This window comes from Sorangium sp. So ce381 (assembly GCF_051473845.1).
GTDB lineage: Bacteria > Myxococcota_A > Polyangia > Polyangiales > Polyangiaceae > Sorangium > Sorangium atrum.
Genome location: NZ_CP150336.1, coordinates 2,338,561 through 2,353,359, shown reverse-complemented (window position 1 = coordinate 2,353,359; position 14,799 = coordinate 2,338,561). Strand labels below are relative to the sequence as shown.

General features: G+C 72.0%; 12 protein-coding genes. All 12 read right to left on the bottom strand.

The window, feature by feature from the left end:
* Position 1: 1 nt before the first annotated feature.
* The 12 genes from mraY to WMF29_RS08880 all read right to left on the bottom strand — a co-directional run bounded on the left by mraY (position 2) and on the right by WMF29_RS08880 (position 14,555).
* The gene (gene mraY, locus WMF29_RS08935) at positions 2-1,132 is read right to left on the bottom strand and encodes a phospho-N-acetylmuramoyl-pentapeptide-transferase (RefSeq protein ID WP_012234296.1); all 1,131 of its coding nucleotides are present in this window, start codon (positions 1,130-1,132) and stop codon (positions 2-4) included.
* Positions 1,129-2,733 (bottom strand): UDP-N-acetylmuramoyl-L-alanyl-D-glutamate--2,6-diaminopimelate ligase, encoded by a 1,605-nt coding sequence (locus WMF29_RS08930; RefSeq protein ID WP_437328442.1) that lies wholly within the window; start codon positions 2,731-2,733, stop codon positions 1,129-1,131. Before WMF29_RS08930 ends, mraY begins: the two co-directional genes overlap by 4 nt.
* A complete protein-coding gene (locus WMF29_RS08925) occupies positions 2,730-4,817 on the bottom strand; it encodes a penicillin-binding protein (RefSeq protein ID WP_437328441.1) in 2,088 nt (695 codons plus the stop codon). Before WMF29_RS08925 ends, WMF29_RS08930 begins: the two co-directional genes overlap by 4 nt.
* Positions 4,814-5,167 (bottom strand): hypothetical protein, encoded by a 354-nt coding sequence (locus WMF29_RS08920; RefSeq protein WP_437328440.1) that lies wholly within the window; start codon positions 5,165-5,167, stop codon positions 4,814-4,816. Before WMF29_RS08920 ends, WMF29_RS08925 begins: the two co-directional genes overlap by 4 nt.
* Positions 5,164-6,087, bottom strand: coding sequence for a 16S rRNA (cytosine(1402)-N(4))-methyltransferase RsmH (rsmH, locus tag WMF29_RS08915; RefSeq protein ID WP_437331097.1), 924 nt, complete (start codon positions 6,085-6,087; stop codon positions 5,164-5,166). Before rsmH ends, WMF29_RS08920 begins: the two co-directional genes overlap by 4 nt.
* Positions 6,088-6,107: 20 nt before the next feature.
* Positions 6,108-6,656, bottom strand: a complete 549-nt coding sequence (mraZ, locus tag WMF29_RS08910) for a division/cell wall cluster transcriptional repressor MraZ (RefSeq protein ID WP_437328439.1) — start codon at positions 6,654-6,656, stop codon at positions 6,108-6,110.
* A 450-nt stretch (positions 6,657-7,106) separates the two neighbouring features.
* Positions 7,107-7,511, bottom strand: a complete 405-nt coding sequence (locus WMF29_RS08905; RefSeq protein WP_437328438.1) for a cobalamin B12-binding domain-containing protein — start codon at positions 7,509-7,511, stop codon at positions 7,107-7,109.
* 97 nt (positions 7,512-7,608) lie between these two features.
* Positions 7,609-9,762, bottom strand: a complete 2,154-nt coding sequence (locus tag WMF29_RS08900) for a GYF domain-containing protein (protein WP_437328437.1) — start codon at positions 9,760-9,762, stop codon at positions 7,609-7,611.
* A gap of 71 nt (positions 9,763-9,833) precedes the next feature.
* A complete protein-coding gene (locus tag WMF29_RS08895) occupies positions 9,834-11,525 on the bottom strand; it encodes a response regulator (protein WP_437328436.1) in 1,692 nt (563 codons plus the stop codon).
* A gap of 325 nt (positions 11,526-11,850) precedes the next feature.
* A complete protein-coding gene (gene tgt / locus WMF29_RS08890; protein WP_437328435.1) occupies positions 11,851-13,017 on the bottom strand; it encodes a tRNA guanosine(34) transglycosylase Tgt in 1,167 nt (388 codons plus the stop codon).
* Entirely contained in the window at positions 13,014-14,138 is a 1,125-nt protein-coding gene (gene queA / locus WMF29_RS08885; protein WP_437328434.1) for a tRNA preQ1(34) S-adenosylmethionine ribosyltransferase-isomerase QueA, read from the bottom strand. The genes tgt and queA overlap by 4 nt, the downstream gene beginning before the upstream one ends.
* Positions 14,139-14,147: 9 nt before the next feature.
* Positions 14,148-14,555, bottom strand: a complete 408-nt coding sequence (locus WMF29_RS08880; RefSeq protein WP_437328433.1) for a response regulator — start codon at positions 14,553-14,555, stop codon at positions 14,148-14,150.
* Between the last annotated feature and the right edge of the window lie 244 nt (positions 14,556-14,799).

The window sequence follows — 14,799 nt, the reverse complement described above, 5'->3', positions numbered from 1 at the left end:
CTCACCGCAGCTTCATCGACGCCAGGGAGACCAGCGCCAGGAGGATGGAGATGATCCAGAAGCGGACGATGATCTTGGGCTCCGCCCACCCCTTCTTCTCGTAGTGGTGGTGGATCGGCGCCATCAAGAAGACGCGCTTGCCTGTGAGCTTGAACGAGAGGACCTGCGTGATGACGCTGACCGTCTCGATGAAGAAGATCCCCCCGAGGATGATCGACAGGAGCTCGTTCTTGGTGAAGACGGCGAGCATCCCGAGCCCGCCTCCGAGGGCGAGCGACCCGACGTCCCCCATGAAGACCTGGGCGGGGTACGTGTTGTACCAAAGGAAGCCGATCCCCGCGCCGATGACCGAGCCGCAGTACACCGACAGCTCGCCGGCCGACGCGATCGCAGGGATGTCGAGGTAGGTCGCGAGCGAGAAGCTCGCGATGGAGGCGCCGACGATGTACGCGAGGATGAGGTAGGTCCCCGCGTTGATGATCACCGGGCCGATCGCGAGGCCGTCGAGGCCGTCGGTGAGGTTCACCGCGTTCGACGTGGCGACCACGACGAAGACGGCGAACGGGATGTAGACGTAGAGCGGCAGCTCGATCGGGTACTTCGAGAACGCGACGAACGGGATCGCGAGCCGCGTCCTGATCTCCGCCCAGTCCGGCGGGAGCTTGGACGCGAGCAGGAACGTGTAGGCCACGGCCGCGCCGCCGATCAGCACCTGGCCGATGAGCTTGTAGCGCCCGGGCAGGCCGCCGCTGTTCCGCCGCTTGATCTTGAGGAAGTCGTCCAGGTAGCCGATGACGCCGTAGCCCGCGGTGACGGCCGTCGTCGCGAGGACGAAGGGGTTCCTGAGGTCGGCCCACAGCACGGTGGGGAGCAGCAGGGAGAGCAGGATGAGCGCGCCGCCCATCGTCGGCGTGCCCGCCTTGATCTTGTGCGTCTCCGGCCCCTCGGCGCGGACCACCTGCCCGATCTGCTTGCGCCGGAGCTCGCGGATGAACCACGGCGCGAGCACGAACGTCAGCACCATGGCGGTGATCGTCGCCATGATCGTGCGGAACGGGATGTAGCGGAGGACGTTGAGCCAGCTCAGCCAGCCGTAGTGGAACTTGAGCGGGTAGAAGAGCTCGTAGATCACCCCGCACCTCCGTGCGGCGGCTGGTCGCCGAGGGCCCGCGCGCGGCGCGCCGCGAGCGCGCGCCGCGCCTCGTCGCGATCGTCGAACGGCAGCGTGACGCCGCCGATGATCTGGTACGGCTCGTGGCCCTTGCCGGCGATGAGGACCACGTCCCCCGGCTCGGCGTCGAGCACCGCGAGCTCGATCGCGCGCGCTCGATCGAGCTCGACGACGACGCGCGCGCGCCCCGCGGCGAGCCCCGGCAGGATAGCGTCGGCGATCGCGCGCGGGTCCTCGCTCCGCGGGTTGTCGTTGGTGACGACGGCGACGTCGGCGGCGCGGCCGACCGCCTCGCCCATCTGCGGCCGCTTCAGCGGATCGCGGTCGCCGCCGCACCCGAAGACGCAGAGGGTGCGCCGGCCGCCGAGGGCGCGGACGCTCGCGAGCACGCGGGCCAGCGCGTCCGGCGTGTGCGCGTAGTCGACGAGCACGATCACATCGTCGGAGCCCGGGGTATCGCAGCGCTCCAGGCGACCCGCGACCTGGATCGGAGACGAGAGCGCCGCGGCGGCGTCACCGACGTCGAACCCGAGCAGGTAGGCGACGGCGAGGGCGGCGAGCAGGTTCGACGCGTTGTGCGCGCCGAGCAGGTGGGAGCGGATGGTGACCTCGCCGGCGGGCGTGCGGGCGCGGATGAACGTGCCGCTCGCGCTGTGCGCGAGCTCTACGGGCGCGATCTCCGCCGCGTCCGGGCGCGCGCCCACCTCCGCCGAGTAGCGCGCGAGCGTCGCCGCGGTCGGGCGCGAGAGCCCGCCCGGGGCGAGCATCTCGACGAGCTGCCGCCCGAAGGGATCGTCGACGTTGATGACCGCGGCGCCGGGGCCGAGATCCACGAACAGGCGCGCCTTCGCCGCCGCGTACGCCTCCATCGTGCCGTGGTAGTCGAGGTGATCCTGCGTGAGGTTCGTGAAGACGGCGATCCGGAACCGGACCGCGTCGACGCGCTTCGCCGCGAGCGCGATCGAGGACACCTCCATCACGAGGTGCGTCGCGCCGCGGGCGACCATCGCGGCGGCGACGCGGGCGAGCTCGTCCGCCTCGGGGCTCGTGTGCGAGGCGTGGACATCGAGATCGCCGAAGCGGTAGCCGAGCGTCCCGACGATCCCGGCCTGGCCACCGCACCGATCGATGCAGGCCTGGACGAGGTGGGCCGTCGTCGTCTTGCCGTTCGTGCCGGTGATGCCGACGACCTCGAGCGTGAAGGTCGGGTGTCCGTAGACCACGGCGGCGGCCTGCGCGAGCGCGAGCGGCACGTCGGGGACCTCGACGCGCGCGGCGCCGAGCGTGTCGGCGGCGCTCCCGCGGGCGACGATCACCGCGCGCGCGCCGCGCGCCACGGCCTCGGGGATGAAGCGCTCGCCGTGAGCGCGCGCGCCCGCGCGCGCGACGAAGATGTCCCCCTGCCCCACCTTGCGCGAGTCGAGGTGCACGCCCGTCACGACCATGTCCGCGGCGCCCGCCGGAGAGAGCGCGGCGCCCGGGATCTCGCGCAGCACGTCGCCGAGGCGGAGCGCGAGCTCGACCTCGCCCAGGCTGGCTTCCTTGTGATCGCGCTCCGTCATGTGGGGGGCTCGAAGATGAGCTTCAGGGGCGATCCCTTCGGCAGCACGGTCCCGGGCGGGGGCTCCTGGCGCGCGAGCCGGCCCGTGCCCTCGACGCTCGGATCGAGCCCGAGCGCAGCGGCGCTCTTCACGGCCTCGCGCTGCGGCAGCCCCGTCAGATCCGGCACGCGCAGCTCCCCCGCCTTGAGCGGCGCGGACGGCGTGACCACCCCCGTCGAGATCGGCGCCGCCGCGGCGCGCGCCTCGCTCAGCACCTGGTAGGTGCTCGCCGCGAGGTCCTCCCCCGACTGCTCGCTGATCTCCGACAGCTTCATCGGCACGCTCCCGCGCGGGGTAACGCCCATGTAGCGCAGCGCCATCTCACCGACCCGACGGAAGACGGGCGCCGCGACCGAGCCGCCGGCGTACGTGCCGCCCATCGGCTCATCGAGCACCACCGCGATGGCGAGCCGAGGCCGCTCGGCCGGGACGAACCCGACGAACGACGCCACGTAGTGGGTGTCCGTGTACTTGCCCGTCGCGGGATCGATCTTCTGCGCGGTGGCCGTCTTCCCCGCGACGCGGAACCCAGGGATCGCGGCCTCGACGCCGGTCCCGTCCCCCTCCGTCACCGCGACGAGCATCTCCGACATCATCCGCGCGATCGGCGCCGGCACCGCGTCGCGGCGCACGCGCGGCGACGCCTCCGACAGCGTGACGCCAGTGCCGTCGGTGACCCGCTTGATCAGGATCGGCTCGAGCAGCCGCCCGTGGTTGGCGACCGACGCCATGGCCATCGCGAGCTGGAGCGTGGTCACGCTGATCCCCTGCCCGAACGCGGCCGCCGCCGTCTCGACCTGGACCCAGGGGCGGCCGCGCGGCCGCAGCACGCCCACGGACTCGCCCGGCAGCGGCACGCCCGTCAGGTCTCCGAAGCCGAACCGACGGAAGCCCTCGTAAAGCCGCTGCTCGCCGAGCCCGAGCGCGATCTTCGCCGTCCCGATGTTGGACGACTGGGCGAGGATCTGCGGCAGCGTCAGCCACTTGTGCACGTGCGTGTCGTGGATCACGACGTTGTCGATCGCCATGTTCCCCTCCTCGCAGTAGATGGTCGCGCTGGGGGAGACGCTCTTCGCCGCGATCGCGCTCGCGATGGCGAACACCTTCATCGTGGAGCCGGGCTCGAAGCGATCGACGACGCAGCGGTTGCGCCGGGACCCCGGATCGCTCTGCGAGTAGTCGTTCGGGTTGAAGCCCGGCGCGCTCGCCATGGCGAGGATCTCGCCGCTCTCCGGATCGACGACCACGATCGACCCGCCGAGCGCCTCGTAGGTCTTCATCGCCGCCTCGAGCTCGCGCTCGGCGGTGAACTGGATACCCTTGTCGATCGTCAGGTGGACGTTGTGCCCGGCGAGCGCCTGCTCGTCCTCGATCCCCTCCGAGAAGATGAGCCGGCCCGAGCGATCGCGGAGCCCGCGCACCTCCGACGCGTTGCCGCGGAGCTCGTGCTCCAGGCTGAGCTCGATCCCCTCCTTGCCCTCGCCGTCGGTGGCGACGAAGCCGAGCAGCGGGCCGGCGAGCTCGCGGTTCGGGTAGAAGCGGCGCCCCTCGCCCTCGATCACGAGCCCGCGCACCGGGTAGCGCTGCGTCCTGTCCCCGAGCGCGCGGACGTTCTCGACCTCCTGCTCGGAGATGCGGCGCTTGAGCCACGCGAAGCGGCGCCGCCGGCTGAGCTTCTCCACGACCTCCTCGAGCGGCAGCGAGAGCGCCTGCGCGATGCGCTCGGCGTACTGCTGGATCCGCATCGGGACGTACTTCTCCTCGATGCCGCGGAGCATCTCGACCGCGTCCACGGAGACGCTGGGCACCTCGACGCTCTCCGCGAGCGGCGCGCCGTTCCTGTCGTAGATGGTGCCGCGCTTCGGCGTGATGTGGAGCCGCCGCTGGCGCTGCCGCTCGGCGAGGTCGTACCACGCGTCCCCGTCCTCGACCTCGATGCGGTAGGCGCCGGACACGACGCCGCCCAGGCCGAGCGCCATGAGGCCGCAGAGCAGCCCCATGCGGATGCGGATCCACCGCGCGCGCCGGGGATCGAGGTTCTTCACGGCTGCCCTCCGCTCGGCGGCGCGCTGCCGGACTCGTCGCCGTCGGGCTCGCGCTCGCCGGGCGGCGCCGAGTAGCCCCGCACCGGGATCACGCGCTCGGGCGGGGGCGGCGTCATGCCGAGCAGCGAGCGGGCGACCATCTCCACGCGCTGCGGCGTCTCGTAGCTGGCCGCCTCGAGCGAGAGCACCCGCTTGACCTCGCGCAGCCGCGCCTGCTCGGCGCGCGCTCGCCCGAGCTTGTAGCCCAGGTCCACCGTGCGCCCTCGCAGCGCGAGGTGCACGACGAAGGCCGCCACCGTCGCGGCCACCGCGAGCGTCCACAAGATCAGGAACGGACGCTGCTGCGTCACGCGAGCGCCTCCGCCCCGCCCACGCGCCTCGCGGCGCGGAGCTTCGCGCTGCGGGCCCTCGGGTTGCCTTCGACCTCGTCGTCGCCCGCGGTCACCGGCTTCTTCGTCAGCGGCTCCCAGACCTCCGGCTCACGCAGCGCGCGCTTGACGATGCGGTCCTCCAGCGAGTGGAACGAGATCACCGCGAGCACGCCGCCCGGCGCGATGATCCTGGGCGCCGCCTCGAGCAGCGCCTCGAGCTGGTCGAGCTCACCGTTCACCGCGATGCGCAGCGCCTGGAACGTGCGCGTCGCCGGATCGACGCCGCCGATGCGCGCCGGCCCGACGGCGCGCACCACGGCGCGCCGCAGATCGAGCGTCGTCGCGAGCTCGCCGCTGTCGGCCGCCTGCTTGATGCAACGCGCGACCCTCCGGCTGCGGCGCTCCTCGCCGTAGCGGTAGATGAGATCCGCGAGCTCCTCGTCGCTGAGCCGCTCGATGAGCTCGAGCGCCGTCTCGCCGCGGCTCGGGTCCATCCGCATGTCGAGCGGCCCCTCCGCGCGGAAGCTCATGCCGCGGGCCGGGTCGTCGAGCTGCATGGAGCTCACGCCGATGTCGGCCAAGAGGCCGTCCACCTGCGGGACGCCGAGGGCCGCGAGGTGCCGCTCGATCTCGGAGAACTCGCCGTGAACGTAGGTCACCCGCTCCCCCGCGCGGGCGAGCCGGGCGCGCGCGATGGCGAGGGCGCGCTCGTCGCGATCGATCCCGATGACCCGGGCGCCCGGCGTCTCGAGGATCGTCGCGGTGTGGCCGCCGGCGCCGAGGGTGGCGTCGACGTAGACGCCCTCGCTGACCGGCGAGAGCGCCGCGAGCACCTCGCGGCCGAGGACGGAGACGTGCTGCTCGCCGCGCGGGCGCGGCGGCGGAGGAGGCAGGTGCATGGGGACTACATTGACGACGTTCATAGGCGGAACTGCTCCGCGATTGCGTTCTTGAAGCTCTGAAGCTCGACCTCGCTCATCTGCTGAGCGGCCTTCCACCGTTCCTGCGACCAGAGCTCGATCGTCTGGCCCATGCCCGCCCACAGCACGTCCTTCGTGAGGTCCGCGTGCTCGCGGAGGGACGGCGGGATGAGGATCCGGCCCTGCTTGTCAAGGTCACACTCGACGGCCGCGGACAGGTAACGGCGCCGGAATGCGACAACGTTCGAATCAAATTGCGGAAGTGCTGCAATTTTCGCCTCCAGCTCTTCCCAGGCCTTCATCGGATACGCGTGCAGGCAGGGGTCGAAGAGGGCCGGGGTGATGACCATCCGCAGGTCGTTCGCGGCCGCGAGCACATCGCGAAAGCGCGAAGGAAGGCTCGTGCGCCCCTTCGCGTCGATCGCGTGCTCGAAGTGACCGCGAAACATCGTGCTCATCGACCCCAGCTCCGGCTGGTCCGTCCCGCCGAGGGGTTGGCGACGCGTTGCTCCACCGGGCGCACGCCGCGTCGTGACATTCTCTGCCACTTCTTCCCACGAAGCTCCGCCACGCTACGGAGTGAGGTGCCGAGTGTCAACAGTTTGGGAGATTTCTGGACCTCATCCACCACCTATGTAGGACATGCACCCTCAAGGTGGCACCCAACAAAACAGCGTGATTTATCGACAAATGGTCCCCGGGCAGGTCCGTGGGAGGAAGTGGGGAGCCGCTGGGAGGTGGGCTGGAACGCGTCCGGCGGACGCTGGCAAGACGGAAAGCAGGCAAGGCGGATCGCCGCCGTTGGGCACGTCGATTCGCAGCCGGACGAACGGGTGCGTATCCGGGTTACCGGACGGGCTCAGCGAGCCCTTTGCCGGGGGGAAGCCCGGTGGGGAGGAGCGCGGTGACCTGGTGAGGAGGGGCGCGGTGGCCCGACCGTGATGGCCCGGCGGGAGGAGCGCGGTGGGGGAGAGTGGGGAGGATCGACGCGGCGGCGGTCAGCTGTGGGGGGTCACGTTGGTCTGGACCCACTCCACGATGCTCTTGAGGGTGGTCCCGGGGGTGAAGACGCCCTTCACGCCGGCGTGCTGGAGCCGCGCGATGTCCTCATCCGGGATGATGCCCCCACCGAACACCACGATGTCCTCGGCCCCGTGGTTGCGGAGCGCTTCGATAACCGCGGGGAAGAGGGTGTTGTGCGCTCCGGACATGATCGACAGGCCCACGGCGTCGACGTCCTCCTGCACGGCGGCGGAGGCGATCATGTCGGGGGTCTGGTGCAGGCCCGTGTAGACCACCTCGAACCCCGCATCGCGGAGTGCCCTGGCGACCACCTTGGCGCCGCGGTCGTGGCCGTCCAGGCCGGGCTTCGCCACGAGGATTCGGACTTTGCGCTCTGCCATGAGCGCGTCGATTACCGTCTGCCTGGGCAGACGTAAAGCCAAGCGCCCGCTCGAGCGGCCTTCGCTCCGCGGGTGTGTCCCTGCTGAGCAGGGGGCGCTACTGCGCGGCGAAGACGAACGGAATGGTCACGGGGGTGGAACCCGAGGAAGGAGGGAACCGCCAGGACTTGATCCGGGAGGCGATACAGCTCGACAGGCCGGGGTAATCCTTCTCCGACCCGCCGGCCGAGACGGACTGGACGGCGCCCGAGGCGGCGATGACCACCGAAGCGGAGACCCTGGCGGTGCTGGCCGCGTTGCTGGCGCGCGCGTCGAGGGCGGGCTGCCAGCAGTGGCGCCGGACGCTGGGGCGGTTCGACTCGACCACGCCGGAGATCTCCCCCTGGGAAAGCGGGGTCAAGCCGGCGCCGACCCCCTGGCTGCCCGGTCCTGACGAGGGGCCGGGGACCCCAGCGCCGAACCCGGACCGGTCGAACTGGGCAGAGGCAGAGGCCGGCGGAGCGGCTGGCTTGTCCGGAGGAGGGCGCTGGCTCGCGACGCCGCCCGCCTTGCCCGTCGAAGCGACCTCTGGACGGGCGGAGGCCGTCTCGGCTGGCGCAGGCGCGTCCGGCTCGACGCTCGGCGGTGGCGGCGGGGCCGCCGTGGGCAAATCCGCCGGCTGGCTCTGCGGCGGGGGGGCGGTCACGACCTGCACGGGCTGCGGCTTCGGGGAGAGGAGGACGAACGCGGAGACGCCACCGAACGCCGCTGCCATGGCGATGAAGGCGTAAGCGAGCGGGCTCATGCCCGACCGCCGCCTTGGCGCGACCGTCTCCACCAGGCTGCCAGGCGTGGCCACCAGAGGTGCGGGCTCCGCCGCAGAGAGGGCCCCTGCCGGCGCGGCGGACGAGGCCCCGGCGGTCAGCCTTCCGCCTGCGGGCGCCGTCGCAGAGCGCGCTACCCCAGCGGCCAGGCCGCCCGCGGGCGCCGCCGCAGAGGGCGCCCCACCGGCGGCCAGGCCGCCGGCCCCACGAGCGAGCTCGGTCGAGGCGGACGCGGGCAGCTCGGGTCCGGGCGCGAACGCGACGGGGGCCGTTCGATCGGCCGCGAAGGGATCGGCGAGCACCTCCACCGGCGCAGCGCCCGCGGCGTGGGTCCGCACGGCGCCTGCCGGCGCGCCTGGCCATGCGGCCGGCGCGCTCGCTGCTGGCACCACCCCCGGCGTGACGCGCGCGACGGACGCAACGGACGTAGCTGACGCGACCGGCGCGGGCAGCGGGGTCGATGCACCGGGCGTCCCCGCGGCGGTGAAGGCGGCGACGGCCGGGGCCTGCTCGTTCAGGCCAGGAGGCTCCGGCTCGCGTGTCGCCGGGCGCGCGGGCGCGGCCCCTGCGAGCGCAGGGATCCTCGACGAGGAGGGCGCCTTCGCCGACGGAGACGCCTGCGGCTGACCGACAGAGGAGCCCGTGGTGCTGATGCGGCGCGCGGGCGGAGACAGGCGGGTGGACTGAGCCTGCGTGACGATCTCGAGCAGCTCCGGGAAGTTCTTGAGGGGCAGCCACTCATCGAAGCCCTCGCGCCAGACGAGCGACTCGCCGTCCACCGCGCCGGCAAGCGCCTTGTCGCGAATGACCGAGAGGCGCACCGGACCGAGCGGGACGCCGCCGACCCCGACGTACCAGTCCTCGCTCGCCGTGGCGCGCACGGCCGGCGCCTTCCCGAGCGGGCGGTCATTGGACATCGCGCGCGTGAACGCGCCGGCGGCCCCCGCCGGGGGCGCGGGCTCCGCCGCCCTGGCGGCAGGCGCAGGGGAACGCGCCGGCGCTGCGGGCGCCGGCTGCACGGCCCGGGCCGCAGGGGCCGCCTGCGGCGCGGTCGCCGGACGCGGGCTCGACGCCGGTCCGGGGACGGCGCGCGGCGCGACCGGAGGTCGAGGAGCGCCCGCCGGGCGCGGCAGGGCCTGGGATGTCGGCCGGGGCGGCGCCGGCGCGGCGCCCTGGCCCAGCGAAGAAGCCGGCGGCGGCTTCAACGGGCTCGCTGCCCCCGCGTCCGCCGCCGGCGCCTCGTCGCTCGGAGGGGCGACGTGCGCCTCGTCGCCCGCCTCGCGCGGCGGCTCGACAGGGAGAGCACGCGCGACGGAGCTCTCGGTGACGCTCGCGCTGACCTGAATGAGGTGCCCGCAACGCCGGCACTGCATCCGCACCATCTTGCCGGCGACCTTCTCGTCACCGATCTGGTACTTGGCCTTGCAGTTATCGCAGATGAATTTCATCCAGGGACGCGCCTGCCGGTGGAATGGCGCAGTCTACGACAGCTTGGCCCCAGACGACATGGGGTAGGCGGTCAGAGAAGCCCGAGCAAGTGCTCCTTGATCGATTGCCGCGTCGGGTCATCGGGGGCGACGCCCAGCGCGCGCTCCCAGGTCTCGATGGCTTTGTTGCGGAACCCGGCCTTCTGATAGAGCACGGCGAGGTTCTTCAGCGCGGGGAAGTGCTTGCCGTTGATGTGCAGCGCCGTCTCCAGCTCCTGGATGGCGTCGTAGAGCTGCCCCTGCTTGCCGTAGAGCAGGCCGAGGTGGAAGTGCAGCCGGTACGCGAGCGGGTCGATCGCCGTGCCCTCGCGCAGGTGCCGCACGGCCTTGTCGAAATCGCCCGCGCGATACGCCGCGATCCCCGCGGCGAGGAGGCGCTCCGCCTCGGCCGAGATCCGGTCCTGATCGCCGCGGATCGAGCGCGCCTGGAGCGCGTTCTCGACGGCGGCGACGACATCGGCGACCCGGAAGGGCTTCTCGATGTAGGCCTCCACGCCGTAGCTCGACTTCAGGTCCTCCGCGAACCGCCACCCGCGGTAGACGGCCGAGATCATGATGATCGGGATGTGGCCGTAGCGCTGGGTGCCCTTCATGCGGCGGGCGATGTCGAAGCCGTGCACCTCCGGCAGCATGGCGTCGAGGATCATCACGTCGGGCGGATTCTCCTTGACCATGCGCAGCGCGAGGAGCCCGCGATCGGCCTCCTCCACGCGGTACCCGCGCTCCTCGAAGATGCGACGGAGCAGCTTCCGGATCTCCGGCTCGTCGTCGACGACCAGGATCGTCGTCTGATCGCCCTGCGGCGCCTTGCCTGCGCCCGGGAGCGACTCGACGACGGACAGATCGCGGTCTGCGGTGCCGAAATCCGTGTCCGTGAGCTCGTCGGCCGCCGCCGCCCTCCGCATGGCGTCGTCGACGACGAGCGGCGGACCTGCCGAGGAGAGGCGGGCCGGCGACGGTGCAGCAGGCGGGCTCGGCTCGTCGGTGAGATCGGCGAACGAGATCTCCGCGTCGTCACGCGGGCGCTCCGGCGCGGGCCGCGGCGGCGGCGGGGCGGCGCTGGGAGCAGGCGCCGCAGGGGCCTGGGCCGCCGGGGCCTGGGCCGCCGACGCCGGGGGCACGGCGGACGCAGGCCGGCGCGGCGCAGGCTGCGAAGGCTGTGCAGGGGCGGGAGGGGGCGCGGGCGGCGCCTCGGAGGCGGACGACGTGGTGGAGCCGAGCCCGGCCCGCTTCAGCACCTCGGGCGGGCACTTGGCGCCCACGTAGAACGGCTCGCCCTGCTCCTTCATGTCGTAGGCGGCCGCGATGGTCCGCACGAGGGGCCCCGCGAGCGCGATGTACGGGAAGACGCGCTTGCCGGTCACGAACTCGAGCTCGTCGATGACCTTCTTGTCGGCGGGCGCGGCCATGGCCACGAGGATGCGATCCTCGCGCACGAGCACGGGAAGGAGCTTGTGCTTGGCGGCGATCTCGCGGGGGAGGATGGAGAGGTCGCTCAGCTTGATGCAGACCTGGTTGAGATCGATGCCAGGAACGCCGCTCTGCTCGGAGAGGGCCTTCAGCGCAGCGACCTCGGAGACGGTGCCGCTCTCGATGAGGTTCGTGGCGAGGGGCACCCCCTTCGCGCGCGCCTCGAGGAGCGCCTGTTCGAGCTGGGGCTGGGTGACCGCCCTCTGCTGCAGGAGGATGCGTCCGAGCGGCTTCTTGTTGGCGTCTTGCGTCATTCCGCGGGCCGAGTTCGAAGGCTAATGGACGAGGAATGCGCGGGCAAGCACGCGACCCGCGCGCGAGGGCGGCCGTCCGACCGACACGACCGGCTCGGGCCCGTGCGCCGGCGGCTCGGGCATACGGCCGGGTCGAGCGCGGCCAGAACGCCGCCCGATGCGCGCGGATCCGAGCGCGCGTCCCGGCGCCAGAGGCGAGAGCTCACCATCCGCCCATGTTACTCCGGAACCCTCCCGGCAGCGCAGGCGATGCGCCCGCGGCGCGACGGCGCCCTCTGCGCCCGCTCCGTGAACGCATCGAAGCGGTCATGGCGACGATGTAGGGTCACTCGGTCGACTCGGTCGTGTCCGCTGTATCGTTCGCGCCGTTCGCCTTGCCGGCGTCGCTCGCGCCGATCCACGCGCGCGCGAACGCCGCGTACCTCCCCTCGGCGATCGCCGCGCGCGCCTCTCGCATCAGGCGGCCATAGAGGTGGAGGTTGTGCTCCGTCAGCAGGCGCAGCACCAGGATCTCGCCGGCCATGTAGAGGTGCCTCAGGTACGCGCGGCTGTATCCGCCGGCGCAGGTCGGGCAAGCGCAGGTCGGATCGAGCGGCGAACGATCCTCTTTGTAGCGGGCCTGCTTGATGACGATCTTGCCGTGCTGCGTGAGCGCCTGCCCGTTCCGCGCGTTCCGGGTGGGGAGCACGCAGTCGAACATGTCGACCCCGGCGCCGATGGCGTGCACGAGGTCGAGCGGCGTCCCCACGCCCATGAGGTAGCGGGGGCGCGTCGGGTCGAGGTGCGGCGCGATCTGCGCGACCACCTCGTGCATCATCGCGATCGGCTCGCCCACGGAGAAGCCGCCCAGGGCGAGCCCGTCGAACGGCAACGCGCCGAGCTCATCGGCGTGCGCCGTGCGCAGCGCGACCGAGGTGCCGCCCTGCACGATGCCGAAGAGCGCCTGGCTCGGGCGCTTCGCGGCGAGGCAGCGCTTCCCCCAGCGCGTCGTCAGGCGACACGCCTCCTCGACCTCTGCGCGCGGCGCGCCGCCCGGCGGGCACACGTCGAGCTGCATCGCGATGTCGGCCCCGAGCAGCCCCTGCACCTCCATCGCGACCTCGGGCGTGAGCGTCTTGCGGGCGCCGTCGAGGTGCGATCGGAACACGAAGCCGTCCTCGATGAGGGTGCGCCGCTCGGCGAGCGAGAAGGCCTGGAAGCCCCCGGAGTCCGTGAGCATCGCGTGCGGCCAGCGGGTGAACGCGTGCAGACCGCCGAGCTGCGCGACGAGCTCGGGGCCAGGGCGGAGCCACAGGTGGTACGTGTTGCCGAGGACGATCCTCGCGCCGGTCGCGGCCACCTCGGCGGGCGTCAACGTCTTCACGCTGCCCTGGGTGCCGACCGGCATGAACGTCGGGGTCAGCACGTCGCCGTGCGGCGTGGAGAGCACGCCCGTCCGGGCATGCCCGTCCCTCGCGAGCTCGGAGAAGGAGAAACCAGGCGTCCGGCTCATGGCGCGTCCACCCCGCGGATCAGCATGGCGTCACCATACGAGTAGAAGCGGTAGCCGGCGTCGATCGCCGCGCGGTACGCGAGGAGCGTGCGCTCGCGGCCGGCGAAGGCGAACACCAGCGCGAGCAGCGTCGAGCGCGGCAGGTGGAAGTTGGTCAGCAGGGCGTCGACGACGCGGAACCGATAGCCCGGCTGGATGAGGAGGCGCGTCTCCCCGGACTGCGCCCGCACGAGGCCTGCGCGGGCCGGATCGGCGGCCGACTCGAGCGCGCGCACCACGGTGGTGCCGATCGCGATCACCGGCGCGCCGCGATCGCGCGCCGCCGCGATCGCGCCCGCGGTCGCGTCCGGGATCGAGTAGACCTCCGCGTGCATCGGGTGCAGGTCGAGATCGTCGACCGTGACCGGCTGGAACGTACCGAGGCCGACGTGCAGCGTGACGCTCGCGATCTCGACCCCGTTCGCGCGCAGCCGCTCGACGAGGCCGGGCGAGAGGTGGAGGCCCGCCGTGGGCGCGGCGACCGCCCCTGGGACCCGGGCGAAGATGGTCTGGTACCGCTCGCGATCGGACGCGTCGTCGCCGCGCCCGAGGTAGGGCGGGAGCGGGACGTGCCCGTACGCGTCGATCGCAGCGGCGACGGACAGCCCCGCGGGCGAGGAGAGCTGCACCGTGAGCACGCCGTCCTCGGCGCGCTCCAGCACCTCCGCGACCAGCGCGCCGTCGCGCTCGAGATCGAGCACCGATCCCGGGCGTATCGGCTTGGAGGCGCGCCCCATCGCTCGCCAGCGCTCGGACCGCGGCGCGCTCTCCTGCGGCCCTCCGCCGAGGTCCTCCGCGCCGGCCGGGGCCCCGTCCAGCCGGTGCAGCAGGAAGAGCTCGATCTGCCCGCCTGTGCCGCGCTTCCTCCCGAACAGACGAGCGGGGACGACCTTCGTGTCGTTGACGATGACGAGCGCGCCGCGCTCGATGTACCGGTCGAGATCGCGGATCGCCGCGTGCTCGACCTCGCCCGCTCCGCGGCCGCGATCGATGAGGAGGAGCCTCGCTCCGTCGCGCTCCTCGGGGGGCCGCGAAGCGATCAGCGCTTCAGGGAGTTCGTAGTCGAGCAGCTCGCAGCGCACGCCGCGCTACTAGCACGACGCGGGCGTGAGCACGTTCGTCTTGGCGCGGAGGAAGCGACAGATCTCGCCCACCTGATACGGCTTGGGGACGAAGGCCACCGCGCCGCAGTCGGCGCGCTCGACCTGGCGCGCGGAGAGGTGATAGGCGCTGGAGAGCACGACCCGCACCCTCGGGAACGCATGCCGGATGTGCCGCGCCAGCTCGAGGCCGTTCAGGTCCGGCATCATCAGGTCGATCATCGCCACGTCGACCGGAGACGAGCCGAGGGTGAACAGCGCATCCTGGAACGAGGCGGCGAACACGACCTCGAACCCCTCGACGCTTAGCCCTGCCGAAAGAGCGCGACGCTGGGAATTCTCACCGTCCACGATCAGCATGCGGGCCATTAAGCGTCCTCCTGCGGCGATCGCCGCCATTCAATACGCCTATCTGTCTAGCAATCATCGGGCCAAGTTCCCGAATCGACGCGTTGCGGTTGCCGACGCTAAAGTGAAACAGAAGAGCACAGTCTACATCAGGCGCCTCATTGCACTAAGGCAAATCCCGACGCTGCATCATTGCAAAGATGCAATCTCGCGTAGGCTAGCTCCCCCGATTTGCTGCTGAGTCAGGTGGTTTGCTCCGATCGAGAGGCCGCTTCCTTACCACCCGAACGGAGGA

What these genes read in the sequence shown, in the direction of transcription:
- rsmH (WP_437331097.1), bottom strand. Translation starts at nt 6,087, where the DNA reads ATGCACCTGCCTCCTCCGCCGCCGCGCCCGCGCGGCGAGCAGCACGTC.
- WMF29_RS08900 (WP_437328437.1), bottom strand. Translation starts at nt 9,762, where the DNA reads ATGAAATTCATCTGCGATAACTGCAAGGCCAAGTACCAGATCGGTGAC.
- tgt (WP_437328435.1), bottom strand. Translation starts at nt 13,017, where the DNA reads ATGAGCCGGACGCCTGGTTTCTCCTTCTCCGAGCTCGCGAGGGACGGG.
- WMF29_RS08895 (WP_437328436.1), bottom strand. Translation starts at nt 11,525, where the DNA reads ATGACGCAAGACGCCAACAAGAAGCCGCTCGGACGCATCCTCCTGCAG.
- WMF29_RS08905 (WP_437328438.1), bottom strand. Translation starts at nt 7,511, where the DNA reads ATGGCAGAGCGCAAAGTCCGAATCCTCGTGGCGAAGCCCGGCCTGGAC.
- WMF29_RS08880 (WP_437328433.1), bottom strand. Translation starts at nt 14,555, where the DNA reads ATGGCGGCGATCGCCGCAGGAGGACGCTTAATGGCCCGCATGCTGATC.
- WMF29_RS08930 (WP_437328442.1), bottom strand. Translation starts at nt 2,733, where the DNA reads ATGACGGAGCGCGATCACAAGGAAGCCAGCCTGGGCGAGGTCGAGCTC.